At 64.3% G+C, this 25,081-nt stretch carries 22 protein-coding genes and 1 tRNA gene; 6 read left to right on the forward strand and 17 right to left on the reverse strand.

Features of this window, described 5'->3' with window-relative positions:
• Positions 1-18 precede the first annotated feature (18 nt).
• From FHT19_RS15255 to FHT19_RS15270, 4 genes are all read right to left on the reverse strand, one after another.
• Positions 19-1,164, reverse strand: a complete 1,146-nt coding sequence (locus tag FHT19_RS15255; RefSeq protein ID WP_169475777.1) for an ATP-binding protein — start codon at positions 1,162-1,164, stop codon at positions 19-21.
• Positions 1,161-2,933, reverse strand: a complete 1,773-nt coding sequence (locus FHT19_RS15260; RefSeq protein WP_169475778.1) for a methyltransferase domain-containing protein — start codon at positions 2,931-2,933, stop codon at positions 1,161-1,163. Before FHT19_RS15260 ends, FHT19_RS15255 begins: the two co-directional genes overlap by 4 nt.
• Complete coding sequence (locus FHT19_RS15265) at positions 2,930-3,175, reverse strand: hypothetical protein (protein ID WP_169475513.1); 246 nt, start codon at positions 3,173-3,175, stop codon at positions 2,930-2,932. The genes FHT19_RS15260 and FHT19_RS15265 overlap by 4 nt, the downstream gene beginning before the upstream one ends.
• Before the next feature lie 115 nt (positions 3,176-3,290).
• Positions 3,291-3,581 (reverse strand): hypothetical protein, encoded by a 291-nt coding sequence (locus FHT19_RS15270; RefSeq protein WP_169475779.1) that lies wholly within the window; start codon positions 3,579-3,581, stop codon positions 3,291-3,293.
• Here FHT19_RS15270 and FHT19_RS15275 point away from each other — a divergent pair.
• Both FHT19_RS15275 and FHT19_RS15280 read left to right on the forward strand, forming a co-directional pair.
• A complete protein-coding gene (locus FHT19_RS15275) occupies positions 3,564-4,604 on the forward strand; it encodes a nucleoid-associated protein (protein ID WP_169475780.1) in 1,041 nt (346 codons plus the stop codon). The two genes, FHT19_RS15270 and FHT19_RS15275, sit on opposite strands and share 18 nt — an antisense overlap.
• A 25-nt stretch (positions 4,605-4,629) precedes the next feature.
• Positions 4,630-6,309, forward strand: coding sequence for a hypothetical protein (locus FHT19_RS15280; protein ID WP_169475781.1), 1,680 nt, complete (start codon positions 4,630-4,632; stop codon positions 6,307-6,309).
• A gap of 66 nt (positions 6,310-6,375) precedes the next feature.
• On the opposite strand, the gene FHT19_RS15285 is transcribed toward FHT19_RS15280, so the two are convergent.
• The 4 genes from FHT19_RS15285 to FHT19_RS15300 form a co-directional block, all read right to left on the reverse strand.
• Positions 6,376-6,642, reverse strand: a complete 267-nt coding sequence (locus tag FHT19_RS15285; RefSeq protein ID WP_169475782.1) for a hypothetical protein — start codon at positions 6,640-6,642, stop codon at positions 6,376-6,378.
• 355 nt (positions 6,643-6,997) lie between these two features.
• Positions 6,998-7,927, reverse strand: coding sequence for a nucleotidyltransferase and HEPN domain-containing protein (locus tag FHT19_RS15290; RefSeq protein WP_169475783.1), 930 nt, complete (start codon positions 7,925-7,927; stop codon positions 6,998-7,000).
• 60 nt (positions 7,928-7,987) lie between these two features.
• The gene (locus FHT19_RS15295; protein ID WP_169475784.1) at positions 7,988-8,263 is read right to left on the reverse strand and encodes a sigma-70 region 4 domain-containing protein; all 276 of its coding nucleotides are present in this window, start codon (positions 8,261-8,263) and stop codon (positions 7,988-7,990) included.
• Positions 8,260-9,156, reverse strand: coding sequence for a zincin-like metallopeptidase domain-containing protein (locus FHT19_RS15300; protein ID WP_169475785.1), 897 nt, complete (start codon positions 9,154-9,156; stop codon positions 8,260-8,262). Before FHT19_RS15300 ends, FHT19_RS15295 begins: the two co-directional genes overlap by 4 nt.
• 576 nt (positions 9,157-9,732) lie before the next feature.
• Between FHT19_RS15300 and FHT19_RS15305 the strand changes: the two genes are divergently transcribed.
• Positions 9,733-9,942, forward strand: a complete 210-nt coding sequence (locus FHT19_RS15305) for an AlpA family phage regulatory protein (RefSeq protein ID WP_169475786.1) — start codon at positions 9,733-9,735, stop codon at positions 9,940-9,942.
• 332 nt (positions 9,943-10,274) lie between these two features.
• Here the strand turns inward: FHT19_RS15305 and FHT19_RS15310 are convergent, their stop codons facing one another.
• Together FHT19_RS15310 and FHT19_RS15315 are read right to left on the reverse strand one after the other, a co-directional pair.
• Positions 10,275-11,519, reverse strand: a complete 1,245-nt coding sequence (locus FHT19_RS15310) for an integrase arm-type DNA-binding domain-containing protein (protein WP_169475787.1) — start codon at positions 11,517-11,519, stop codon at positions 10,275-10,277.
• A 166-nt stretch (positions 11,520-11,685) separates the two neighbouring features.
• Positions 11,686-11,759, reverse strand: a tRNA-Gly gene (locus FHT19_RS15315).
• A 165-nt stretch (positions 11,760-11,924) separates the two neighbouring features.
• Between FHT19_RS15315 and FHT19_RS15320 the strand changes: the two genes are divergently transcribed.
• A complete protein-coding gene (locus FHT19_RS15320; RefSeq protein WP_169475788.1) occupies positions 11,925-14,045 on the forward strand; it encodes an acetate--CoA ligase family protein in 2,121 nt (706 codons plus the stop codon).
• 121 nt (positions 14,046-14,166) lie between these two features.
• On the opposite strand, the gene FHT19_RS15325 is transcribed toward FHT19_RS15320, so the two are convergent.
• The 6 genes from FHT19_RS15325 to lgt form a co-directional block, all read right to left on the reverse strand.
• A complete protein-coding gene (locus FHT19_RS15325) occupies positions 14,167-14,703 on the reverse strand; it encodes an adenine phosphoribosyltransferase (RefSeq protein WP_169475789.1) in 537 nt (178 codons plus the stop codon).
• A 104-nt stretch (positions 14,704-14,807) separates the two neighbouring features.
• Positions 14,808-15,626 (reverse strand): cytochrome c1, encoded by an 819-nt coding sequence (locus FHT19_RS15330; protein WP_168555603.1) that lies wholly within the window; start codon positions 15,624-15,626, stop codon positions 14,808-14,810.
• A gap of 30 nt (positions 15,627-15,656) precedes the next feature.
• Entirely contained in the window at positions 15,657-16,931 is a 1,275-nt protein-coding gene (locus FHT19_RS15335; protein ID WP_168555602.1) for a cytochrome b N-terminal domain-containing protein, read from the reverse strand.
• A gap of 11 nt (positions 16,932-16,942) precedes the next feature.
• Positions 16,943-17,536, reverse strand: a complete 594-nt coding sequence (petA, locus tag FHT19_RS15340; protein WP_168555601.1) for a ubiquinol-cytochrome c reductase iron-sulfur subunit — start codon at positions 17,534-17,536, stop codon at positions 16,943-16,945.
• 237 nt (positions 17,537-17,773) lie between these two features.
• Positions 17,774-18,841, reverse strand: a complete 1,068-nt coding sequence (locus tag FHT19_RS15345; RefSeq protein WP_169475790.1) for an SAM-dependent methyltransferase — start codon at positions 18,839-18,841, stop codon at positions 17,774-17,776.
• Between the two features lie 20 nt (positions 18,842-18,861).
• Positions 18,862-19,698, reverse strand: coding sequence for a prolipoprotein diacylglyceryl transferase (gene lgt, locus FHT19_RS15350; RefSeq protein ID WP_168555599.1), 837 nt, complete (start codon positions 19,696-19,698; stop codon positions 18,862-18,864).
• Between the two features lie 344 nt (positions 19,699-20,042).
• Here lgt and FHT19_RS15355 point away from each other — a divergent pair, with 344 nt between their 5' ends.
• Positions 20,043-22,835 carry a [protein-PII] uridylyltransferase gene (locus FHT19_RS15355; protein WP_169475791.1) on the forward strand — a complete coding sequence of 931 codons (2,793 nt, stop codon included), beginning with the start codon at positions 20,043-20,045 and terminating at the stop codon, positions 22,833-22,835.
• 11 nt (positions 22,836-22,846) lie between these two features.
• Entirely contained in the window at positions 22,847-23,428 is a 582-nt protein-coding gene (locus FHT19_RS15360; RefSeq protein ID WP_246866048.1) for a YqgE/AlgH family protein, read from the forward strand.
• 3 nt (positions 23,429-23,431) lie between these two features.
• Here FHT19_RS15360 and FHT19_RS15365 read toward each other — a convergent pair whose 3' ends face one another.
• A complete protein-coding gene (locus FHT19_RS15365; protein ID WP_348982487.1) occupies positions 23,432-24,376 on the reverse strand; it encodes a surface lipoprotein assembly modifier in 945 nt (314 codons plus the stop codon).
• Positions 24,377-25,081 lie beyond the last annotated feature (705 nt).

A 25,081-nucleotide genomic window follows, 5' to 3' on the forward strand; every position in this document is an offset into this window, starting at 1 on the left:
CCCATGGCTGTGCAGTGATTATCGAGGGTCCGCGAATGGATTGGCAGGACGCTCGAGACCGAATGCCAGCCAGAAGCGGCGCAACAGTGGCAGCAGTGCGGCGCGGTTCATCATTTCGACCACTAAGGGCGGTAGCGTCACCTGTCCGCGCCAGGCCGGGGCCGACCAGTGCTCTTTCGACTCGACCAGATGATAGTCCTTGATGCCGACCAGTGTGGCCATGACCAGCCATGGACCGTCGACCCCATAGTGGCTGAGCCAGGCCACGCCCGAGATAGCTGCATCGAGCAGTCCATCCTCGAACCGCTTGGGCCAGACCAGCTTCACCTTTTCCTCGCTAAGTTCGTCGACGATGCGCCCGATCGTCCACACCATGTCGGTGCGGCCGGTGCGATGGGTGACGGAATAGGAGCGGACCGCGCCCTGCTCTCCCGGATTGGTGTGCAGCAGCAGGCCCTCGATCATGCGAATCGATTCTATATATCCCGAGGGCTTGTGCGGGGCGAGGGCATGTTCGGGGGTTACATCGAGATCGCGTACCTCGCGGAAAATCGTCGTCGGAATGAGCGAGACGATCGCCGTTGGATCATCGCCGAGGAAAATCGGGAGTTCGCCGCGGGTCGCAGCATCGACCGCGTCAAGATGCAGAGCTCGGAGCCGCGCGGGGAGCGCCTCGCTCGCGGTGAAGGCGTCGCGTAGTTCCTGCGTGTCCATCTCATATTTGCCGTTGCTTGCACGGCCGAAGAACCGGTTGCTGTTCTTGAAGATGACCCTGTGCGGCGCGATCGTGCTGGCGGGTATCCGAATCAGCATGACGCCGCCGGCCTCACCGCAATCGATCCAGCGCAGCTTCACCCCGGGCATGCGAGGCTCGACGCCGGCCAGCAATATCTCGTCCCAGCGCAGCACTTCCTTGTCGGTGTCCTCGACTTCCAGCCCGGCTATGGTCGTAGCGACGCCTTTCGGTGCATCGATGCCGAACAGGAGATCGCCGCCCTGAGCGTTGGCGAAGGAGGTCACATCGGCGAGGAATTCCTTTCGTGCGCTTTCCGAGTTTCCAGGAAGCTCGCGCTTGAACTCGAGCGTGCGCCGCTCGGCAACCTGATTTGCAAACAAGGCTTCGAGATCGCTCCTGCCGATATCCTCGAAGGCACGCGGGATCATGGGTTCGCTCCAGCCAGAAGCGGGGATTGACGTTCGGTGACACCGCCCCATTCAGGCACTTGCTGATCCTGCCGCAGGCGCAACCGCCGCCATTCCAGTGCCGACCATATTCCATCAAGGTCAGGCACGTCGTCGATTGGCAGCGCGGCGGCGGCCTCGCGCAGAAATCTCGGCCCCAGCGCGCCATCGTCGAGCCAGGCGCGCTGCCACCAATCGAACACAAAGGGGCGAGCCGCCGCCATCGCGTCGCGCGTCGGGAGCCGGTCGCGCTTATGGTGCTGGTTGATGCGTCGGGTCGAGGGCATCAGGTTCCAGAGGTCTCCGCATGGCCATGCCGACCAGGGCAGGCAATGGTCGATGTCGAGCTGCGTGTCGGGGACTGGCTTGCCGGTCCAGATGCAGGCGATCGTGGCACTGCCTTCGCGGATACGCGCCGCCGCGTGGCGGGCGAGCAAGGTATCGCGTTGCGGCTCTTCCCAGACAAGGGCAGCTTCAGGGGCGCCGAGGGGCAAGGCAAGCTCCATGCGATCGGCATAGCCGCGCATCAGTCGTGCCCATTCGGAGATCAGCACTGGTTCGATCCAGGCGCCGAGCCGGGTCAGCGCCCGCCAGACATGGCCGGGCACGTTGAGGCTGCCCCATTGCCGTAGCGTCGCCAAATCGAGGATGAGCGCTTGGCGGGTGCGCGGGGCGCGCATCCGGTTCGCACCGAACACGCGCTGGTCGCTGCCGGGAAAGCGCGTGAAATTGGCGGGCATGGTTGCGATGGTCGCGGCTGCATCGCCGATCGCGCTGGCGACCGCCGCCGCACGGGGGCCGCTGAAACTGGCTCCGGGCCGCAGATCGATACCCGACAAGTAATCGTCGAGCAGCGCACGGAACCCAGCCTTGGCGAATCCCAGTCCATCGGGACCGGCATTGTGCGGCATCTGCGGGAAACCGGCACGGACTAACGGCAGATACATGCGCAGCCAGTTGAGCGCGACGAGACCCAACGGCACGTCGACCGCATCGGCTTCGGTCACAGACGGCGTTGCGGTGGCAGGCGCGACATCGGCGATCCGCGCAACCGCACGCAACAGCGCAAGCTTGTATGTCGCGCTCTTGTCGTCGCCGAGAATGATGCCGCGAATCAGTGGGAGCGCGCCGCTGCCATCATCAGGCATGCGCAGCACGACATGGGTCCAGGACACATCGCCGCGTCCCATCCGGTCGCCACTCGGCGCCGCGCGCAGCACCTCGATGCCGTTTATCCTTGCGAGTGCTTCGACCTCGCCGAAGCTCACCGCAAACATCGGCCGGTCGGCGGGGGCTTCGCCTTCGCGCAACGACAGGATCAGGAGACCGCCGGGCTTGAGCAAGGTGGTGAGCTTGCGGAAGGCACGCATCCGGTCGGCGGGTGCAACATGCTGCCAGACTGCCGAGACCATTATCAGATCGAAAGCGAGACCCAGTGCATGGGCTTTTGTGAGGCCGGGCAGGCGATCGTCAAGCCAGCGGATCATGCTGGCGCCATGGCGGCGCTGGCCTTCGGCGCGCATGCCAGCCGCCGGTTCGACTGCAACCACCTCATAGCCGCGAGACGCAAGCCATGCGGCGTCACGCCCGGAACCTGCTCCGACATCGAGTGCGACCGCATCGCTCACCTGTTCGGGGAGCATGCCGAGGATTGGATCGTGGATACGGAGCAAGGCAGGGTCGTCGTAGCGCGCGGCAAGGTCGCCCGCCTGCGCGTCATAGACTGCAATCGATGCGTCGCTGCCGCTCATTGCGACGGCAGGTTGCGCTGGGTCATCAGCAGTTCGAGCCGCGCAGCAATCTCTTTCCAACGCGCAATTCCGGCCCGAACGCCCGCCGGCGCAAGCGCGCCGATCCGCTCGGCGACATGAAGCGGTGCGCGGGGGCCATACAGCCGGTCCACCGCCAGCGCTTCGGCCCTGCGCTCCTGCTCAAAAGACTTCGTCGCGGGACGCGGAAGATCATTTGGTTTAAGGGCGTCGGAGTCTCGCATTGCCGTCGAGGCTAGCAGATATGTGCGTTGGTCCAAAGGATTGCGCGCGCAGTCGGTCAGCCGGTGTTGGTAAGCGCTTTATGGATATCAAACACAGCCAATCGCCGGTTCGTGGTCATCGACAAAGTGTCCCCAACATGACCCGTGCAGCCGCCTGGACGATGTCGATCGGGCGGTCGCGGTGGAGTTCTTCAGCGATCCTCCTGCCTGAATCCCGATGACGGGCCATCAGCCCCGATTTCGCTAAAGCAGCCGATTGCCCGTGCGCGAGCGAAGTTGACAAAATTAAAAAGAACATATAAAGAACATATAAAGAACATATATCATTGATATTGGCTACGTGATAAATTCGGCATACCTCGGGTGAAGGAGCAAAGGGGAGTGCCATATGATCGAGCCCGATCACCTCAATAACATCGCCATCGAACGTATGATCTTCCATGTTGTCGGACCCGACGATGGTAATCTCGTGCTGCTCGAAGAAATAGATGCTGGCGATCATGCCGATTTCTTCGTCGATCGTATTCGGACCGCCTCCAATGGCGTGATGTTCGACTTCGTCGCCGCATCGCCGGTGCTGGCGTCTTTGACGCGGATCGAGGAAGATGCGAGCCGCTTCGTATCAGAGACCAAAGATCTCGCGACCCTGTTCAACACCATGCACTCGGCTGCCGCGAGCGTCGGCGTGTTCCTGATGTTCGTACTCAACGTTGCGGGTGAGCGTCTGTACGCGATCATCAAGTATGACCATGAGGAAGTGCTTTCCTACACGATCGAGGAAGAGGAGGATGTGCGCCGCGCCCTCATCGCCGCGATGACCAGCACCTTCGTGCGTTCACCAGACGCACTGCAAAAGGCAGCGATCATCCGCCTGACGGGAGCCGGCGGCGAACTCTCGGTCCGCGACCGCGTGGCGCCAAGCAAGATCACCCGTTATTTTGCTGGCTTCCTCGGTGCCCGGCGTCGGTTTCAACCGGACCAGCTCACTACGACGCTCTCCGAAATCACCAAGAAGACCGCGCGGAAACATGCCGGCACGCTCGGTCCTGCGGTCATGAGCCAGCTCAACCGGCGGGTCTATGACGCGGTCCAGGCGCAGCCCGGCTTCGATCCCGGCAATCGCGAACCCTTTCTTGCCGCCGTGTTCGGACCGCTGCCCGAAGACTCACCGGTCCGCAGCACCTTCGACAAGGAACTGCGCAACTCGCGGATCGAAAATGAAGTGTTCGATTTCGACCGCGAAGCGGTGCCCCGGCCGCGGCGCAAGCATATGGTCACCGACGAGGGGATCGAGGTCATTTACGACCGGCAGTTCGAAGACCGTGTCCGGCGCGAAGCCCTTGCAGGCGGTGGCGAGCGGATCGTGATCGAAACCGGCGGGATCAGGGTTGAGGATGACTATGCCGAATCGCGTTCGCGCCTGCGCTGACGCCCTTGCTGCCTGCGATGGGTCGTTGAGCGAACGCCTCGATCGCCTGGACGTGCGCGGTACGCCGGAGGCGCCGTTGCGCGCCGAGCTGGCCGCGGCCGCCGCCGCCTGGTGCGATGGCGGTTTCGGTGCCTTCGAAGCCATCGACGCGTTGGGCGAGGCGGTTACGATCCCAGCTCTGGCGGAGAGCGACGGCGAATTGCGCGTGAGCTTCATCAAGCTGCCGACGGCTTCGACGTTTTATTTTCTGCACGCGCGCGGGCTCGCAACCCTGCTCGACGACCGCGACAAGGCCGCGCTCGCCCGACGTGTGCTCGTGGCCGAGAATTTCGTGCCATTCCGCACCGTCCAGTGCAGTTTCGAGCCCTGGACCGGGATGGTTGCCGACGCACCGGTCGGAGACGAGCCAGGCCTGCCCGTGCCGCGCCGCATCGTGCGCGATCAACTGGCGGTCGTTCCCCTCTCGATCGGGCCGTTGCTGCTGACGGTACCGCCTCCTTCTCCGGCTCAGGCCGACGATCTGGTTGCGGGCGAAGCGCGCCAGGAAGAGCTGGCCGATGCTGCTGTGCCACAGCACCGGGGCGAACCCCGGGTCAGCGCAGTCTTCGAAACCTGGCGGGCTGCCGCGCTTCCTCAATTGCTCCTGTGCTTTGTCGACGAGGTCTGGAAACAGGATGGCGAGACCCGCGTGGCGATTACCGGGCCGCGCAAGCGCAAGCTCCGCGCTGCGTTGGATACGGTCGATCCGGAGCGCGATTTCAAGCTGGCCACCGAGGTCGCCGACTGGATCTTCAACTCGGGCCGCGATGCCGAGACGAGGCATACCCTGTTTGTTTATGAACTCGCGCGCGAATGGCCTGGCGAGGAAACTCTGGCGAGCAGTTTCGCCGACCGCGCTCCCAGCGCGCTTGAAGCCGCCCGAACGGCTTTCCGCATGCATGTGCGCGACACGAGCAAGGAAACGCTCAAATCCCTTCAGGAGCTGCGCAAGACACTGGCAGACGACGTCACCCGCGTCGTCACCCAGACCCGGGAACTGACCGGAACGCTGTGGCGCGACTTGCTGGTCGTGGTCGCCGCCGTGCTCGGGCGCTTCACATTGTTGGCGACGCCCGGGAAGGGCGAGGCGGCCTTTGCCGATATGTTGCTCTATGGGCTCGCGGTCTATCTCGCCTTCAGCCTCGGCATGGTGCTCTATGCCAATGCGCGGTTCATGGCGCTGTTTCGGAAGGTCCAGGGGAAATGGCAGGTCAAGCTCTACGGCTTCGTCGACCCCGACGACTTTAAGGCGTTGGCGACTGAGCCTTTGAGCGAAGCCGAAGGCGTCTATAAGCGAACCCGCAAGGTCGCGATCGCGGCTTACGCTATCACCGCCATAGCGCTCATCGCGCTCGCCATCCTGACCCCCTCCACGCCCACGCAATCGGACCAGGGCACGAACAAAGATGCTGCTGTTGATGCGTCTGGAAATTCAATAATTGCGGCGGATCCCAATAATGTCGCGGCCTCTGGCGAAGAGACGGTGGGCAGCAATTCTTCGGGGCGTGCCGCTGGCGCCGCTGGAGGCCAAAACGAGATGGTCGCGCCAAGTATAACAGCCGGTGATCGCGCAGGAGCGAATACAAAAGCCGGGACGGTTGCGCCGACTGCACCTGTGGCCGACCCTCCCGTTAAAACCTCGCGCTCACGCTCAGGGATGCGTTAGAAGCGTATGCCCACGGCAACCTTCCGTTCGTCGGTCAGCTTGAGCGTTTCCTCTTCACGGCCGCTTTCATAGCTTGTCGTGAGGAAAACATGCTCGGACCCCGGCGATCCAGTAGCTTAGGTCGGCCTTGAACGCATACACCGGCGTATCCTCGCGCGAAATCCGAAACAAGCGCTTGTAAGTGATGTCAAGCGACATATCCTCAGCAAGGCCACTGAGACCGTAAATGTGGATCGCGCCCGAAGGGGCTAGCCGCACATAGTCCTTCCCAACGATCGCGGCCGGATCATTGCCTTTATCGAGGACGGATCCGAACGAGCCGATCAGCTGCACGTCGGTCCGGACCGCGAGTCCGTTCCCGAATTCACAGACACCGCGCGCCGTCCGTCTGCATGTGAAATGATAGGCGTTGTTGAAGGAGGGGAGCCAGTAAAGGAATCCTGGTCGCCAGGCGACGCCATCTGTCAGAAAATTCGCATGGGGTGTCGAGGCCTCGCGCGTATAGCGGCGTCAGACCGCTAGCGGCCGAGGTTGCTCATTCCGGAGACAATTGCTGCGAAACCACAAACGTCCGCTTCAACCGAAACCTGCTGCTCCCGCGCATGATCGCGAATGACGGGTTTGTCCCAGACCCGGAAAACAAGAGCTAAAGCCGTTAGGCCATGGAGATCGACACGCCGGTTATTCCTCACCCCGCTTGTCGCGCTGTCGCTTCCAGCTGGGCGATGCGTTCCGAGCAAATGGCGTGAACCACGCGGCCGAGTTCCTCGACCTGCTCGCCCAGCCAGGCCAGTTCCTCTTCGGTGATCCGATAGTGCTTGGAATAGCGTGCCTTGACGTAGGCTTCCTTGAGCTTTTCGAACATTGCTCGGTGCTTTCGGCTGTCGCTGGGCCAGACATAGATGAGACGGACATCGAGCCGCTCAGCCTGGGTACGCAGGAACGCCAGATTGTGAACGTGCGGAGTATAAAACGTGACCGAAAGGAGAACGGCGTGGTATAGCCTCTCTGTTGCCTGATGCAACATGAAGGCCGCGTCCTTGTACCAGCCTCGCTTTAAATCGTCGTTGAAATTGATGTGTACACGCATCGCACTCGGGTACCACTCCTCAAAATACTCCTTCGCCATGGCCAGCGCGGCATGCGGCGTCTTCGGTTTGGGCTGGTGCAGTTCGGTGTCGTCGCTCTGGTAGAGCGCGATGCCATCGCGGGCCACGTCCATGAAGAAGTAGCGCCCATGCGCCAGCCCATCGTTCACCTCCTGCAGGGTGTGGACAATGAAATTGACCGGCGTCTTGATCGTGCCGGCAATGCCATACTCGCGCATCAGCCGGTCATCGACCTTGGCCCAGTATTTCACCCGGTCGGTCAGGCGCTTGTCGTTGACGATGATGAGGAGGTCATAATCCGACTGGTAGCCCTTGGCGGTGTGGGGCTCGTCGACCCAGCCGCCGCGCGCATAGCTGCCGTAGAGAATGACCTTGAGAATGCGGCCCTTCTTCTTCCACTCGTGCGAAGCCAGGGCCAGCGCGTCCTCGAATTCCTCGAAGACAATCTGCACCACGCGTTCCAGTTCGCGCTGCTTGTTGGCGGGAAGATGGTCGAGATCGCTGCGCATGATAGCGGCACCCTGTCGCGACGGCCGCCCAATGGCAAGTCATCGGGCGGCCTGAATTTTTCACCACGGCCACCAGCGTTGCCACCATCGGCCATAGACGGCCCGGGTCAGCGTGGAGAGGGCCTTGGCCAGCTCGGCCTGCACCGCCTCGACACTGATGCCATGACGCTGGGCCAGATCGGCATAGCTGGCGCCTTCGAAGCGCACGGCCGCGAAGATCGCTCGCTGCCGCTTGGTCATGCGGCGCAGGCCGCGCTGGCCCCGGCGCCAGAACGTACGCGGCGATATGGTCGGCAGGACGGGCTTGCCCCATTCGGGCGGGAGAGGCCGGTTCATGGCCGGTCCTCCCCACAGGCGAGCAGGAAGTCGGCCGCCTTGCTCGCAGCACTGGCAGCGCGGAAGATCGCCTTCTCGTCGGCGCGCAGCACTTCGAGCCAGGCTCCGATGTAATCAGAATGCCGCACGGTCGGGACAATGCCCAGCGCCGCACAGGCAAAGGCACTGGCCATTTCCGCAACAAGTTCCTCTTTTGCGTAGGACGCAGAGCCGAACTTACCAGTCTGGTCACGGTCCAGCCGGCTCTTGTGGCCCGTGGCATGACCCAGTTCGTGCAGCGCCGTGCGAAACCAGTTGATCGGCTCGAGGAAGGCAGCCTGCGGCGGCACTTGCACCACGTCATGCGTGGGGGAATAGAAGGCTTCTCCGCCACCGATGCGGAAGGTCACGCCGCTGTTCTGGATCACGCGATCGGCGCCGGCAATCGCCAGCTCGGGCGCAATCGGTGCCACAGGCTGCACCATGTCCTCGGGCAGGTCCTCGCACTGGTCGAGATTGAACACGGTAAAGCGCTTGAGAAAGGCCACTGTGCGCGCTTCGCGGTCCTCGTCCCTGGCTTTGGCCGCTTCCTCACGCGGGGTGAAGCGATCGGCATAGCAGACCACCGTACCCTTCTCGCCGCGCCGGACATGGCCTCCCGCTGCTTCGGCCTGGCGATAGGTCAGCCAGCGCTGCGAGGAAAAGCCCTGCTCGATGGCAGAGGTCCAAAGAATGAGAACATTGATCCCCGAATAGGTCCGGCCCGAACCGGCATTGTGGGGCAGCGTGCAAGGACAGCGGCTGGCGTCCCATGGCTGCACCCAGGGCAAGCGCCCTTCCTCCAGTTCGGCAATGATGCGGGAAGTCACCTCGGCATAGAGGGACTGGCGTTCAGTCGTGTTCACGGTGCTCATGATCTTCAAGCTCCTAAAACCGCCATGGCCCGGCGCCGGGGTGGCGGGGGGCGGCAGGAGCGGACCGACAGCCCCGCGAGCAGCGGCGGGGTGCATCCGAAGGAGCGCAACAGCGTGGAGCACCCGGACCCGCGCAACGGGCCGGGTTGCACCCCGTCGCGGCGGGGCTACAGGGCCGTGACGCCCCCCGTCACCTCGGAGCCGAGGCAGACCCCGCCGCGCACCCAAAGCGCGGCGACAATTGGAGGGGAGCCATAGGCGGACCGACAGGGCCGGCCAGCAAGGCCGGGCCAAGTGTCAGCGATCGCACCGGCTCTGCCGACGAGACGGCAGTGCCGGCTCGGCTGGAGCGCAGCGGAAGGAGAGCGCGATCAGGCCGAGACGGCCTGAGACACAATCTGCATGACCATCAAAATTTCTTTTTCGCAGCCTGGGGCATGATCGGACACCCTGGGGTCAACTGGCGTAAAATCGGCGCATTGGCACCGTTTTCGGCACTCTTGACGCCGACCGCAGACCAGCAAATCTCACATCAAAGGAGCAAGAGAACCAACCACAGCACAGGAAGACCAAGCCATGACCGAACAGCCCCCGGACCGTATTCTGCGCCTCAACGCCGTGCTCGATCGCACCGGCCTGACCCGCGCTACCCTCTACCGCAAGATTCAGGCAGGCACCTTCCCCAGGCAGGTCCACATCGCCACGCGCTGCACCGGCTGGCGGGAATCCGCCATCCGCGAATGGATGCGTAATCCCATGTTCTATCGGGTCGACGAGGTCCGATAGCACTGCCACCCGATTGCGAACTTCACATAGAGGTGATTGCTTGTCGCACGTCATGTGTGGCGGTCTCACGCTTGCCGTGCACGAGAAGCTAAAACGACCGACGTGCGAGCACAGCCTTGAAGATGGCATCGTCTCGGCTGCAATAACGCGTAAGTGGGATAATCTGTCCGACGCATAACGGCCTCTGCCAGCATATATTCGCTGATAACCCTATATTCACTGACCAGCGATTATCGGGTGACATATGGCGGATCGCTTAGCCGAACGGTCCACGACCGCGTTATCGAACGTCACTGATCGGGTGTCAGCCGCAACTTCCCGGTTGCGTGTCATCATCCGAGTGCTGTGCTCCCGAAATTCGGGCGCAGCACCTTGGCGCCGTCACGCAAACTATCAAGATAGTCCGACCAGTGCTGCATCATGCGTACACGCTCGTCCCAGTATTGGCCGCGCGTGTAGGCGCGTCGGACGGCATTGGCTTCAACGTGAGCAAGCTGACGCTCGATGGCGTCAGCGTTCCAGATGCCCATTTCGTTGAGCAAGGTTGCGGCCATCGCCCGAAAGCCGTGGGCGGTCATTTCGTGCTTGCCGTATCCCATGCGTCGTAGCGCGGCATTGATGGTGTTGTCGGACATCGGGCGCGTGGCCGAGCGCAGCGAGGGGAACAGATAGATGCTGTAGGTCGGATCATGCGCGATATCGCCGATGATGGCCAAGGCCTGCCTTGATAACGGTATGGCGTGGGGCCGGCGCATCTTTGCCTTGTGCTCCGGGATGATCCAGACTTTGCGCTCGAAGTCGAACTCCTTCCATTCAGCATGGCGCAGTTCACCGGGCCGCACAAAGACGTGGGGGAGGAGGCGCATGGCGACTCGGGTCTGGTGGTCGCCCTCGTAGTCCTCGATCGACCGAAGGAGGGCACCGGCTTCCTTCGGTGTGGTGATCGCGGCGCGGTGCACGACTTTGGGCGTGACCAGGGCGCCACGCAGGTCCGCGCAAACATCGCGCTCGGCGCGCGCGGTGGCGATGGCGTAGCGGAACACCTGGCTGCATGTCGCGCGAACGCTGGTGGCGGTGTAGAATTTCCTGGTGCGCTCGATTTTCTTCAGCGCAAGCAGCACCTCGTGCGCGGTGAGCTTGGCGATGGGGCGATTGCCGATCGCCGGCATGACGAGCCCCAACTGCCACTGATATTTCTTGATCGAGGCTGGGGCCTTCTCCTCCAGCTGGACCTTTTCCAACCACTCGTCCGAGACCGTCTTGAAGGTGTTGGCGAACGAGATGGATTCCTGGATCTTGTTGAGCTTGGCATGATCGATCGGGTCGATGCCATCTGCCAACAGACGCCGCGCATTGAGAAGCCGCTGCCGGGCATCGGCAAGCAGCAATTCCGGATAGCGACCGAAGGTCACCGTCCGCTGCAGGTTGTGGAAGCGGTAGTTCATCCGCCAGTACCGTGCGCCGGTCGGCTTCACCAGAAGGTACAGACCGTCGTGGTCGGACAGCTTGTACGCCTTGTCCTTCGGCTTGGCGCGCGCGACCGATGATGCCGTCAGCCCTGATTTCCGTTCGCCCATTTTGATGGACCTCCCTTCAGCTCGGTTGGCTGCAGGTCCATCAATGTGCCCATTTTGTTCTGATATTGGGTGAAACATCGCCGGAACTGCCGGGACATTATACCAACAAAAAGCTGTAAAAAACAGCCGCTTACGGGTCGTCTTGGGACCTCCTGAGAGGAGGCTCTGGAGCGGGTAGCGGGAATCGAACCCGCATAACTAGCTTGGAAGGCTAGGGCTTTACCACTAAGCTATACCCGCCCGCTTCGGCCAAAGCGCTTGCCATGGGCGATCGTGTCTCGTCAACCATTGTCGTCATGTTTGTGGTGGATGCCAGGGGAGGCAGGCCATTGGGGCATGCTGGTCACTCGCCGCTTGCCGCGTTTCGCTGATTGTTATATGTCATAGCGAAATTCGGAGGATGTCATGGCTGTTGAACCCGTTCTGTCGCATCAGGCGATCGCCCGTTTCCTGCGCCCGCAATCGGTGGCCGTGGTCGGTGCATCGGACAAGCCCGGAGCGCTCGGCGCGACGCTGCTCAGCAACCTGGAGCGCAATGGCTATGCCGGGGCGATCTATCCGGTAAATCCCAAGCGCGAAGAGATCGGCGGGCGCAAATGCTATCCCAGCGTCGACGCGCTGCCCGAAGGCGTGGACGTGGCCGTGCTGGCCATTCCGCGCGTGGGTGTGCTTGATGCCGTGCGCAGCCTGGCCGCGCGCAAGGCCGGGGGCGTGGTGATCTTTTCGGCCGGCTTTGCCGAGGGAGGCGAGGAAGGGCTGGCTGAACAGCGCGAGATCGCGCGGCTGGCTGCCGAAGCGGGCATGGTGGTGGAAGGGCCCAACTGCCTGGGCCTGGTCAACTATGTCGACCGCATTCCGCTGACTTTCGTGGAAACCAACGCCGTGCCGCCCGCAGGCAAGCGCGCGGTGGGCATCGTTTCGCAATCCGGGGCCATGGCGGCGGTGCTGGGCACCATGCTGCTGGCGCGCGAATGCGGGGTTTCCTATTCGGTTTCCACCGGCAACGAAGCGGCCAGCGGTGTTGAAGACTTTGTCGATTGGCTGGTCGACGATCCGGACACCCACGCCATTGCCATGATCGTGGAGCAGTTCCGCAAGCCGCAGCGCTTCCTGGCGGCGGCGCGCCGTGCGCGGGCCGCTGGCAAGCCGGTGGTGCTGCTGCATCCGGGCAAATCGAGCGCGGCACGCGAATCGGCGGCGACGCACACCGGCGCGATGGCGGGCGATTACAAGCTGATGCGCGCGATGGTGGCCCGCGCCGGGGTGATCTTTGCCGAAACGCTGGAGGAACTTGGCGACATTGCCGAGATTGCCGCGCGTTGCCCGATCGCGCCTTCGGGTGCGGCCGCCGTGTTGGGCGAATCCGGTGCGTTCAAGGCATTGACGCTCGATCTGGCCGAAGAACTCGGCCTGGCGCTGGCGGCGCTGCATGACGAGGATTCACCCGCGTTGCGGGCCGCCCTGCCGCCTTTCGTGCCGGTGTCCAACCCGCTCGACATCACGGCGCAGGGCCTGTCGGAACCGGCGATCTATACCCGCACGCTCGATGCGCTGATGGCCGACGACCGGGTGGGCACGGTGCTGGCCGGCATCATCCAGGCCGAGGCGATCACTTGCGCGATCAAGTTCCCCGCGATCCTGGCCGCAGTGGAAGGCAAGACGCTGACCAAGCCGCTGATCTTTGCCGGGCTGGACGAAGGCGCAGACGTTCCGGCGGAGCGCATTGCCGCCCTGCGTGCAGCCGGCATTCCCTGGTTCCCCACCACCGAACGCGCGCTGCGGGCGATCACTCGCCTCACGCACTGGTCTGCCCGCGATCTTTCGGTCACCGATGCCCCGGCGCTGGCGGTGCCCGGCCTTGCCGATGTGACCGGCGTGATTCCCGAATACAAGGCCAAGCAACTGCTGGCTCCGGCCGGCGTTGCCTTTCCCAAGGGGCAGTTTGCCGCCAGTGCCGATGATGCTGTGGCAGCCGCGCAGGCCGTGGGCTATCCAGTGGCGATGAAGGCGCAGGCGGCCGCGCTGGGCCACAAGAGCGATGCCGGCGGGGTGATCCTGAACCTGGCCGACGATGCGGCCGTGCACGAAGCCTGGACCCGCATGTTCGCCAACGTGGCGGCCTATGATGCCACGATCAAGCTGGACGGCGTGCTGATCGAGGCGATGGGCAAGCGTGGTCTGGAAATGATCGTGGGCGCCAAGAACGATCCTGAATGGGGGCCGGTGGTGCTGGCCGGGTTCGGTGGGGTGACGGCCGAAATCCTGCAGGATGTGCGCCTGCTGACAGCAGACCTGACGCAAGAGGCGGTGGAAGCCGAACTCATGCAACTGAAGAGTGCGGCACTGCTGGCCGGCTATCGCGGGTCGCCCGCGCTCGATGTGCCGGCGCTGGCCGCGCTGATCGTCAAGGTGGGCCAGGTCCTGCGGGCGGAGCCTTCGATTCGCGAGATCGACCTCAACCCGGTGATCCTGCATCCCAAGGGCGAGGGCGTGGTGGCGCTGGATGCGCTGATGCTGGTGGATTGACGAGGGTGGGGGTGTAACAGGCCCCCTCGACCCCCTCCCGCGAACGGGAGGGGGAGTTTGCGGTGCCCTCTCGCGCAAGTGGAGAGGGAGATCGCCTGAAAGCCCCTCCTGCCGGCCGTGATCAGTGCCCCGGAAAATCCATCAGGGCATCAACGGTCACGCCCGCCTCGCGCAGGCGCCGCGCGCCGGGCAGATCGCACAGGTCGATGACAAAAAAGGCGTGGGTGACGATCGCGCCGGCCTGGCGCAACAGGTGCGTGGCGGCGAGCGCCGTGCCGCCGGTGGCGATCAGATCGTCGACGATGGCCACCTGCGTCCCCGGCGCGATTGCCGTGGGGTCTATTTCCAGCCGGTCGGTGCCATATTCCAGGTCATAGTCCACGCCGAGCGTGGCGACGGGCAGTTTGCCCGGCTTGCGCACGGGCACGAAGCCCAGGCTGGCATGGGCGGCGGCCGCCGCGCCGAAGATGAAGCCGCGCGCCTCCATTCCGGCGATCAGGCCGGCACCGCTGTCCTGCACCCGCCGCGCGAGATGATCGATTGTCGCGGCAAAGCCCGGCCCATGCGCAATCAGCGTGGTCACGTCACGGAACAGGATGCCGGGCTGTGGGAAATCGGGCACGGCGCGGACCAGGGCCTTGAGATCGTCGGGCGTCATGACATGCTTTCGCGGAGGGGAGGGGCGTGGCGGCGCTGTGCCGTCAACCCATGAAAAAGGCCACCGTTTCCGGTGGCCTTTTCGTTTTCGCACAGGGGCGGTTCTTAGTGGACCTTCGACCACACGTTCCGCTTGGCAAGGTAAGCCAGCGCGGTTGCGGCGAGGAGGAAACCCAGCACGGCCCAGCCGGTCTGCTTGCGCTTTTCCATCTTGGGTTCGGCGGTCCAGGTCAGGAAGGCGGCCACGTCGGCAGCCATCTGTTCCTTGGTGGCCTTGGTCCCGTCGCCATAGGTCACCTGATCGTCGGCCAGGGGAGCCGGCATGGCGATATTCAGGTTGGCGAAGTAGGGGTTGTAATAGAGGCCATCGGGCGTCTTGGCATCAGGATACTTCTTGAGCAGCTCGGCAGGCTGTTCCTGATAGCCGGTCAGCAGCGAATAGACGTATTCCGGGCCTTCGTGCCGGGCCTTGGTGACCAGCGACAGATCTGGCGGGTTGCCGGTGCCGGCGTAATAGACCTTGGGGAAGTGATCGGCAGGCACGTTGTCGCGCTCTGTTTCGTCACCGGTCTTGGGATCCTGGACCTTGGCCTTGGTGCCCCATTCCTTGGCGATCGCTTTCACTTCCGCTTCGGTATAGCCCAGCGCGGCCAGATCGCGGAACGCGACGAAATGCAGCGAGTGGCAGTTGGAGCAGACTTCCTTGTAGACCTGGAAGCCGCGCTGCAACTGCGCCTGGTTGAACTTGCCGAACGGGCCATTGAACGAGAAGCCGGGTTCCGGCTCCTTGGGGGCAAGGTGGAATTCCTGCACCGCCGTGGTGGGTTCGGGCTCGCGGATCGCCTGGATCGCGCCAACGCCGAACGACCAGAGCAGCGCGACGGCGAAGAAGAGGCCGACAAGAGGACCAAAAAGACGGACCATGGGGTTCTCTCTCTTTTGCGCTTCGCTGGCTCAGGCGGCCGGGGCGGTCTGGTCATCCTTGCCCAGCACCGCTTCGGTGATCGAGAACGGCAGCGGGGCCGGCTTCTCGATCGAGGCGACGATCGGCAGGATCACGAGGAAGTGGAGGAAATAGTACGTGGCGGCGATCTGCGAGATCAGCACGTACTTGGTTTCGGCCGGCGAGCCACCGCAATAGCCCAGCACCAGCACGTCGATGACGAGCAGGTAGAAGAACTTGCGGAACAGCGGGCGATAGTGGCCCGAACGCACCGGCGAGGTATCCAGCCAAGGCAGGAAGAACCACACCAGGATCGCCGAGAACATCGCCAGCACGCCCATCAGCTTGGCCGGGATGAACAGGAAATCGGCGGTGAAGGCGCGCAGGATCGCGTAGAACGGCCAGAAATACCATTCAGGTACGATGTGCGCGGGCGTGGAAAGCGGGTTGGCCTGGATGTAGTTGTCCGGGTGACCCAGCGCGTTGGGGAGGAAGAACAGCATGGTGCAATAGAGGATCGCGAAGACCCCCAGCCCGAAGCCATCCTTCGCCGTGTAATAGGGGTGGAAGGGCACCGTGTCGGATTCGGTCTTCACTTCCACGCCGGTGGGGTTGGAAGAGCCGGGGATATGCAGCGCCCAGATGTGCAGGATCACCACGCCCAGGATCACGAAGGGCAGCAGGAAGTGCAAGCTGAAGAAGCGGTTGAGCGCGGCGTTATCGGGCGCAAAGCCGCCCAGCAGCCACTGTTGCAGCGGTTCGCCGACCACGGGAATGGCCGAGAACAGGCCGGTGATGACCTTGGCGCCCCAGAAGCTCATCTGCCCCCAGGGGAGCACGTAGCCCATGAACGCCGTGGCCATCATCAACAGGAAGATGGTCACGCCCAAAAGCCAGATCATCTCGCGCGGGGCCTTGTACGAGGAGAAGAAGAACCCGCGGAAAATGTGGATGTAGACCACCACGAAGAACGCCGAGGCGCCGTTGGCATGCGCGTAGCGCAGCATCCAGCCCCAGTTCACGTCGCGCATGATGTGTTCGACGCTGTCGAACGCCACGCCCGAATTGGCGGCATAGTGCATCGCCAGGACCACGCCGGTGACGATCTGCAACATCAGGCAGACCCCGGCAAGAATGCCGAAGTTCCAGAAATAGTTGAGATTGCGTGGCACCGGATAACCGGCGCCGACGGCGTTGTAGACGAAGCGCGGCAGCGGCAGCTTCTCGTCCAGCCACTGCATCAGCGGGTGGCTTGGCTTGTATTCTTTCGCCCAGGGAAAGCTCATCGTGTCTATCCTCAGCCGATCTTCACGACAGTGTCGGACGTGAATTCATAAGGCGGCACTTCCAGGTTCTTGGGCGCCGGGCCCTTGCGGATGCGCGCGGCGGTATCATAGACCGAGCCGTGGCACGGGCAGAAATACCCGCCGAACTCGCCCTTCACTTCACCTTCGCCGGCGCCCAGCGGCACGCAGCCCAGGTGGGTGCACACGCCCATGGTGATCAGCCAGTTCTTCTTGCCCGCCTTGGTGCGCTCTTCCAGCGTCTGCGGATCGCGCAGGCTCGAGGTTGGCACCTTGTCGGCCTCGCCGATTTCGACCGGCGTCAGGTTGCGCACGAAGACCGGCTGCTTGCGGAACACCGCCTTGATCGCCTGGCCGGGCGCGATTTGCGAGATGTCGATCTCGGTAGAGCTTTCGGCGAGCACGTCGGCCGACGGCGCCATCTGCGAAACCAGCGGCACCAGCACCGCCAGTCCACCCACTCCGGCAAAACTCACTGCCGCGATATTGATGAAATCGCGCCGACGCACGCCTTCATCGACGCCCGCACCGTCGTGGACGGCGGGCGAATCTGTGCCGCTTGCGTTCACAATTGCCTCATCAGCCATTGATAATCCCTGCCTGCTGCCACCCCGCCTGGAACGGCCGGGCACGGTATTTCCCCCTCCTTGCGCGCGGCGGCGAACATCGCCGGGTATCATGCGCGCTGGGCCGCCGTGATATGCACGTGCCAGGCCCAAACAGTTATAAAGCGTGATAGCCACAGAATTGCGGCTTTGCCAACAAGCATTTTATTGGGGCAAATGCGGACGTTTTGCGCTGCCGCAATGCAATCGACAAAGCGTTTAGAATGCAGCGCCCTTTGGCCAGTGCACTGCGGAAAAGGCCATGGCCTTGAACAAGTTGCCCATTTCATCGGGATGAACCAGCCGATGCAGGGCGCGCGCCAGGACGGCAGCCTGGTCGGGGGCGTGGCGGGCAAGCCCGGCCGCGCGCGCCTCGATCCCGAGACACCTGAGGAATTCGCCTTGCGTGACCACGCCATCGCACCTTGCGCCAGCGCTGGCGACGGCTGGCACCAGTGCGGCGAAATCGACCAGGGCGGTGAGGTCTGCCTCGCCCGGATCGGCAAAGGGATCGACCTTGGCATGGGCCCGCACCGCCTGGAGCGTGCTGCCTTCGCGGAGCTGGGCATGGCCGTAATCGATCCATAGCGCCACGCCTCCCTGGGCCGCGAGGCGCAGCGCCACGTCCCCGGTCACGGCCGCCGCGGCGGGGCAGGTTTCGATGATCGTGCCTTCGCGGGCCGCGGCGCGTTCTGCCGGTACGGCGGCGTCCATCGGGCGATCGCCGGCCACGGGCAGCAGGCGGTCTTTCGCCGCGTCCCAGCCGATCATCCGTTCGCGCCAGCCATCGGCCATGCGCACCAGTTGCCGCACCGGCAGGGCATCGAGGAATTCGTTGCCCACCACCATGAGCGGGCGGTCTTGGGGCAGGGTGGAAAAATCGTCGTGCCAGGTGGCCTGCGGAAAGCGCGCGCGTTGCACGGCGCGTAGCGTCGGGCTGGTTTCCACGAAGTGCACATCGGGCACCAGGCCCTGGCGTGCGGCCGCGCGCAACGCGTCCTGCGCCAGCGTGCCGCGCCCGGGGCCCGCTTCGACATAGGCAACCGGGGTGGGACGGCCGGCGCGAATCCAGATATCGGCCAGCCACAGGCCGATCATCTCGCCAAACATCTGGCTCACTTCCGGCGCGGTGATGAAATCGCCCGCCGTGCCCAGCGGATCGCGCGCCGCGTAATAGCGGGCGTTGGATTCGGCCATGAAGTGGGCCACGCTGATCGGGCCCGCCGCCCGGATCAGCCGGGCAAAGACCTGCTTGAGCGTTTCAGGGGGCCGTGATTCGCCGGGCATCGTGGGTCTGCCGCGTGCGCTCAGTCTGCCGGCGGCGGTGGCACGGTGCCCAGTTGCGGCCGGGCCAGGGCGCGGACCAGCAAAGTCAGGCCGATCGCCAGCATTGGCAGGGTCAGCCACTGGCCCATCGAAAGCCCGGTGCGCAGGGCAAAGTCTTCGAGCTGGGCATCGGGTTCGCGATAGAATTCGACGATGAAGCGCGAGAGGGCATAGCCGGTGGCAAAGGTGCCCATCAGCAGGCCCGGCCGCCAGCGCGCGCGGGTTTTCCAGAACAGCGTGATCAGCACCGTGGCCAGGATCACGCCTTCCAGCAGGGCTTCGTAAAGCTGGCTGGGATGGCGCGGATTGGGCCCGGCGCCGGGAAACACCATGGCCCAGGGAACGTCGGCCGTGGTCACGCGGCCCCACAGTTCGCCATTCACGAAATTGGCGCAGCGCCCGAAGAACAGCCCGATCGGCGCGCATGGGGCAATATAGTCGCACACCCGGATGAAGCTGAGGCGGTTGCGCCAGCACACGAAGGCGATGGCCAGCACGGTGCCGATCAGCCCGCCATGGAAGCTCATCCCCCCCTGCCACAGCTTCACCAGTTCCGAAGGGTGGGACCACAATTCCGGGGCATAGAACGTGGCGTAGCCCAGGCGCCCGCCCAGGATGATGCCCAGCGTGGCATAGAAGAACAGGTCATCGGCATGGCGTTGCGCCATCGGTGCGCCCGGCTGGCGGATCATGCGCGACAGGTGCCAATAGCCGATGAGAATGCCGGCCAGATAGGCCAGCGAATACCAGCGCAGCGCAAAGAAGCCGAAATCCCAGGCGATGGGCGACAGGCCCAGCTGGTCCCAGTGCAGGGGCATGCGCGTGGATGCAGCCGCGGCGGCAGAAAGGACCGAAAGGACAGGGGCCGGGGAAACGAACAAGCGCGAAGCTCCGTGGCAGAGTGGGCCAGGCACGGCCGGGTGGCCAAGGCAAGGCCGGGATCGCGCGCCTTCTGGCACAGGGGCCAAGTGGTTGGCAAACCCCCAAAGCGCACAGGCGTTTTTGCGCCATGCCGTGTCATGGAGCGGGAACTTTAACCCGGCATGCGGCTTTCGCCGATACCGGTTCCTGTCCCAAGGGGCGCATGTTCGATCGGGCTTATCGTGAAAACTTCGATGTCTGCGCTGTTTCCCCTTAACGCCACCTCGTTTATTGCAGGTTCATGACCTTGCCCCGCATCGCCCACCAGCGCGCCATCATCGACCGCCGCACCCTTGCCGAAGCCGTGACCCGTGCCGTCGTCGATGCCGGCGGCGATCCGTCACGCGCGCGCCCCACGGTGGTGGAGCATTTGCGCGCGGCGCTGGCCCATGGTCGCGATGAGCTGGCCCGCCGCCTGCGCGGCAAGCCGTCGGCCGGCTATGAATGCGCGCAAGGCCAGGCGTTCCTGGTGGACCAGCTGGTGCGCGTGATCCACGATTACGTGATCGGCCATGTCTATCGCGCCAGCAACCGCACCACGGGCGAGCGCATCGCCGTGCTGGCCGTGGGCGGCTATGGCCGCGGCGAGATGGCGCCGCATTCCGACGTGGACATCGCCTTTGTCACGCCCAACAAGCCCACCGCCTGGTGCGAGCAGGTGATCGAGGCAATGCTCTATTTCCTGTGGGACCTCGGGCTCAAGGTCGGCCACTCCAGCCGTTCGCTGGACGAGACGGTGCGCATGGCCAAGGGCGACTTGACGATTCGCACCGCGCTGCTCGAAGGTCGCTATGTCTGGGGTGATCGCGCGGTCTACGAGGAATGCTCGCGCCGGTTCTGGGCCGAAGTGGGCGCCGGCACCGAGCGGCAGTTCGTCGCCGAGAAGCTGGCCGAGCGCAACGAGCGGCACAAGCGGCTGGGTGACAGCCGCTATGTGGTGGAACCCAACGTGAAAGAGGGCAAGGGCGGCCTGCGCGACCTGCACACGCTCTACTGGATCGGCAAGTATGTGCACAAAGTGCGCGATCCGTCCGAACTCGTCGATGTCGGCCTGCTGACGGCGGCGGAGTACCGCGCGTTCCACCGCGCCGAGAACTTCTTCTGGGCGGTACGTTGCCACCTTCACATGATCACGCGCCGGGCCGAAGACCGCCTGACCTTCGACCTGCAACGCGAAGTGGCCGCGCGCATGGCCTTTGCCGATCGACCGGGCAAAAGCTCGGTCGAACGGTTCATGCAGTTCTTCTTCCTCCAGGCCAAGCAGGTGGGCTCGCTGACGGGCGTGTTCATGGCCCAGCTGGATGAACAGTTCGCGCGGACCAAGCCGGGCTTCTTTGCCGCGCTGCGCCAGCGCCGCAAGCGCACGGTTTCGGGCTTTCCCCTGGTGGCAGACAAGGTTTCGGTGCCGGGCGACGATTTCTTTGCCCAGGATCCCGCGTGCCTGCTGGAAATCTTCGTGGTGGCCGACAAGCACGGACTGGAAATCCACCCCGAAGCCATGCGCCTGGCGCGGCGCGATGCCGGGCTGATCGATGGCAGCGTGCGCAAGGATCCGCGCGCCAACGCGCTGTTCCTGGAATTGCTGACCAGCCGGCATGACCCGGAAACCGTGCTGCGCTGGATGAACGAGGCCGGCGTGTTCGGCCGCTTCATCCCCGATTTCGGCCGCGTCGTGGCGCAGATGCAGTTCGACATGTACCACCACTATACGGTGGACGAACACACGATCCGCGCCATCGGCCTGCTCGCCCGCATCGAGAAGGGCGAGGAGCGCGAGCCGCACCCGCTGGCCAGCAACGTGGTGCAGAAGGTCGCTTCGCGCCGCGTGCTCTATGTCGCCACCCTGCTGCATGATATTGCCAAGGGCCGGCGCGGCGACCATTCGATCCTGGGGGCCGAAGTGGCGCGCAAGCTGTGCCCACGGCTGGGACTTTCCGCGGCAGAGACCGAGCTGGTTTCGTGGCTGGTGCGCTGGCACCTGCTGATGAGCGCCACCGCGTTCAAGCGCGACCTGGCCGATTACAAGACGATCGCCGATTTTGCCGCGCAAGTGCAGAGCGCCGAGCGACTGCGCCTTTTGCTGATCCTGACCATCGTCGATATCCGCGCAGTGGGGCCGGGCATCTGGAATTCGTGGAAGCGCCAGTTGCTGGGCGACCTGTTCATCCAGACCGAGGAAATGCTGCGCCTGGGCCACAAGCAGCACGGCCGCCCCGAACGTATCGCCGCCAAGAAGAAGGCGGTGGGCGAACTGCTCAAGGAGCGCGCCGCGCTGATCGGCACGGTGGGCCGCCAGCTCAGCGATGCCTATTGGATTGCCGAGCCCGAAGACATCATCGCGCTCAACCTGCAACAGATGGATGCCGCCTTGGGCGAGCCACTGTCGGTGGAAGCGCACTACTATTCCGCGCGCGGCGCCACGCTCGTCACCGTGCTGGCGGCCGACCATGCCGGGCTGTTCTATCGCCTGGCCGGGGCGATCCACCTGGCCGGGGGCAACATCATCGACGCGCGCATCCACACCACGCGCAATGGCCTGGCGGTGGACAATTTCCTGGTCCAGGACCCGCTGGGCCGCCCCTTGAACGAAGCGCGCCATATCGAGCGGCTGAAAGCCAGCATTGCCGATGCGCTGTCCAACCGGGTCAAGCTGATGCCGCAATTGGCCGCGCGCCCGCTGGCGCGCCCACGGGCCGAGGCGTTCGACGTGCAACCCATCGTCATCTACGACAACAAGGCCTCGAACCGCTTCACCGTGGTGGAAGTGGGCGCGCGCGATCGCCCTGCTCTGCTGGGCCGGCTGGCCCACGCGCTGTTCGATTCGCGGCTGGTGGTCCACTCCGCCCACATCGCCACCTATGGCGAGCGCGCGGTGGACACGTTCTATGTCACCGACATCCTGGGCGAAAAGGTCACCAGCGAAACGCGGTTGCGCAATCTGGAAAAGCGGCTGCTCGATGCGGCGGAGGACCGTGGGCCAACCGGCAGCAGCGGATCGGTGGCGGACCCTTCGGCCACGGCGGCCGCGGCGTGAATCTGCCCCCCATGACCGCTGCCTCCTATTCCGACCATGCCCCGCAGTATCTTGCCGGGCGCCTGCTCCTCGCGTTGCCGGGCATGATGGACCCGCGCTTCGATCATGCCGTGATCGCGCTCTGCCTCCACGATGCCAATGGCGCGTTGGGCATCGGCTTGGGCGAAGTGCGCGCGGGTATCACGTTCCATGCCCTGCTCGAGGATGTCGGCATCGATCCCGGCGATTCGCCCGATGTTCCCGTGCTGCACGGCGGCCCGGTGGAGACCGGGCGCGGTTTCGTGCTGCACACGCCTGATTGGGGCGGGGAAGGCTCGGTTACGGTCAACCCGCTGTGCACGCTTTCGGCCTCGATGGACGTGCTGCGCGCCATTGCCGAAGGGCGTGGGCCTTCGCGCTGGCTGATTGCTTTGGGCTATGCCGGCTGGGGACCGGGGCAGCTGGAGGAAGAACTGCACCACCACGGCTGGCACGCGGCCGAAGGTTCGCCAGCGATCCTGTTCGACACGCCGCGCGAACAGCGCTGGTCCGCCACCTGGCGCGCGGCCGGCATCGATCCGGCGCACCTGGCCGCTGATACTGGCCACGCCTGACAGTCAGAACGCCGCGGTCACGCCCACTTCGGCGGCCACGCGGCGATAGTCGTAGATGCCCACGGTCGATCGGTTGCGCTCCCAGCGCAGCCGGGTGATCGGGGCCAGGCCTTGCCATTGCAGCGCGCGCCAGGTGGCATTGCCGACGATCGAAAAGCGGTCGTCCACCCGGCGCCGGGGATAGAGGAAAAGCCGGGCATCGGCCTCCAGATGGCTGTAACTGGCGCTGATCACCACCGTTGTCCGGCCGATCTCGCGAAAGGCATAGAGCGCGCCGCCGCCGGTCACGTCGGACCAGCCGGGATCGTTCGCCTTGGTGCGATTGACGAAGGCCTGGATCCCGCCGCCCAGGCGCGCGGAGAGGGCGCGGTCCAGCCCGGCAGAAAGGGAAAACACATCCCCGGTCTGCAGCGCGTTGCGGCGGTTGGCCGTATGCGTCACGCCCAGCCCGGCGCGGCCCTGCATGGTCTTGCCCATGGGATGCAGGAAATCGGCGGTCACCCCCAGCGACGTGCTGTAGGGATCGAGGCCATACCAGCGCCAGGTCGGCCCGGCGGCCAGAGTCAGCCGGTCGGCGCCCAGCACGTATTCGGGGCCAGCCTGAATTCCCACCAGGATGTCATCGAATCGTGAATTGCGGTAAAGATCGGCCGAGCCATTGGCCCGCACCAGCAGGTTGACGTCATTTTCCAGTGGCGCGCGGAAATAGGTCTGTCCGCGCAGCGCCAGGCCCAGGCCCGATTTGGCCTTGGCATCCTGGTCCAGCGTGAAATCGCCGATCACGGTGCCCAGCGTGTTGGATCGCGTGGCGCGATTGATATTGCTGTCTGGGGCGAGGGCCACGTCCAGGCTGCCGCCGAACGGTTTGCGCGCCTTGAGCGCCGCCGCATAGAAACGCACCATGCGCTCCACGTCGGGCGGCAGGCCGCCGGCCTGGGCTGCGCGCATTTCCCGCCGGGCGGCGCCAAGGTCACCCATCATCGCCTGCACGCGGGCCAGTTCCAGGCGCACGCGCTGCGCCTTGGGCCGCTCGTCGAGAATGCGGCGCAGCATGAGCGCCGCGTCCTTCAGCTTGTGCTCGCGATCGGCCAGCATCAGCGCCAGGCGAAAGCGCGCTTCATTGCGGACGTCGATGTCGGGATTGCCGGCCAGCGCACGATAGGCGGTTTCGGCCATGGCAAAGTCACCACGGTCGCGGGCCTGGTCCGCCAGTTCGAACAACTGCGGCGCCGATAGCGAAATGGTGTCGGCCTCGGCCACGACTGGACAAACCAGGGCCGCCAAGAGTGCGGCGAAAGAACGCATGCGAATGGAATAAACTCCCCGGATTGCAACGAACTATTGCATCGCTGCCCGCACGTCCAGCGTCTCGATCTCCGCTCCTTCTGGCGTGATGGTGTTGGAGAGGGGGTGTTTGGGGAGTGATTCAGCGGCGGTGATTCGGGTTGGTTGGGGGGGAACGCCAGAAAAGTTTGGGTCCAAAACGCAGGTGTTGCGGGGGTTTTGGTTGGATTTGCGGGGGTTGTGGAAAAATGGCCGTTGACGGTTGGGGAGAGCCTCCATATATGCCGCTTCACCGATGCGGTGCAGCCGGTTTTTCCGGCGGCCTGGTTGTTTCCAGGTGCTGCGGTGTTGGTCGCCAGATAGCTACGG

It is taken from the genome of Novosphingobium sp. SG919 (genome assembly GCF_012932495.1).
In the GTDB taxonomy this organism is placed as follows: Bacteria; Pseudomonadota; Alphaproteobacteria; order Sphingomonadales; family Sphingomonadaceae; genus Novosphingobium; species Novosphingobium rhizosphaerae.

Coding starts and splice junctions, on each gene's coding strand:
- FHT19_RS15255 (WP_169475777.1), bottom strand. CDS start 1,164: ATGATCCCGCGTGCCTTCGAGGATATCGGCAGGAGCGATCTCGAAGCC.
- FHT19_RS15260 (WP_169475778.1), bottom strand. CDS start 2,933: ATGAGCGGCAGCGACGCATCGATTGCAGTCTATGACGCGCAGGCGGGC.
- FHT19_RS15265 (WP_169475513.1), bottom strand. CDS start 3,175: ATGCGAGACTCCGACGCCCTTAAACCAAATGATCTTCCGCGTCCCGCG.
- FHT19_RS15275 (WP_169475780.1), top strand. CDS start 3,564: ATGATCGAGCCCGATCACCTCAATAACATCGCCATCGAACGTATGATC.
- FHT19_RS15290 (WP_169475783.1), bottom strand. CDS start 7,927: ATGCGCAGCGATCTCGACCATCTTCCCGCCAACAAGCAGCGCGAACTG.
- FHT19_RS15295 (WP_169475784.1), bottom strand. CDS start 8,263: ATGAACCGGCCTCTCCCGCCCGAATGGGGCAAGCCCGTCCTGCCGACC.
- FHT19_RS15300 (WP_169475785.1), bottom strand. CDS start 9,156: ATGAGCACCGTGAACACGACTGAACGCCAGTCCCTCTATGCCGAGGTG.
- FHT19_RS15305 (WP_169475786.1), top strand. CDS start 9,733: ATGACCGAACAGCCCCCGGACCGTATTCTGCGCCTCAACGCCGTGCTC.
- FHT19_RS15310 (WP_169475787.1), bottom strand. CDS start 11,519: ATGGGCGAACGGAAATCAGGGCTGACGGCATCATCGGTCGCGCGCGCC.
- FHT19_RS15320 (WP_169475788.1), top strand. CDS start 11,925: ATGGCTGTTGAACCCGTTCTGTCGCATCAGGCGATCGCCCGTTTCCTG.
- FHT19_RS15325 (WP_169475789.1), bottom strand. CDS start 14,703: ATGACGCCCGACGATCTCAAGGCCCTGGTCCGCGCCGTGCCCGATTTC.
- FHT19_RS15330 (WP_168555603.1), bottom strand. CDS start 15,626: ATGGTCCGTCTTTTTGGTCCTCTTGTCGGCCTCTTCTTCGCCGTCGCG.
- FHT19_RS15335 (WP_168555602.1), bottom strand. CDS start 16,931: ATGAGCTTTCCCTGGGCGAAAGAATACAAGCCAAGCCACCCGCTGATG.
- petA (WP_168555601.1), bottom strand. CDS start 17,536: ATGGCTGATGAGGCAATTGTGAACGCAAGCGGCACAGATTCGCCCGCC.
- FHT19_RS15345 (WP_169475790.1), bottom strand. CDS start 18,841: ATGCCCGGCGAATCACGGCCCCCTGAAACGCTCAAGCAGGTCTTTGCC.
- lgt (WP_168555599.1), bottom strand. CDS start 19,698: ATGCCCCTGCACTGGGACCAGCTGGGCCTGTCGCCCATCGCCTGGGAT.
- FHT19_RS15355 (WP_169475791.1), top strand. CDS start 20,043: ATGACCTTGCCCCGCATCGCCCACCAGCGCGCCATCATCGACCGCCGC.
- FHT19_RS15360 (WP_246866048.1), top strand. CDS start 22,847: ATGACCGCTGCCTCCTATTCCGACCATGCCCCGCAGTATCTTGCCGGG.
- FHT19_RS15365 (WP_348982487.1), bottom strand. CDS start 24,376: ATGCGCGCAGCCCAGGCCGGCGGCCTGCCGCCCGACGTGGAGCGCATG.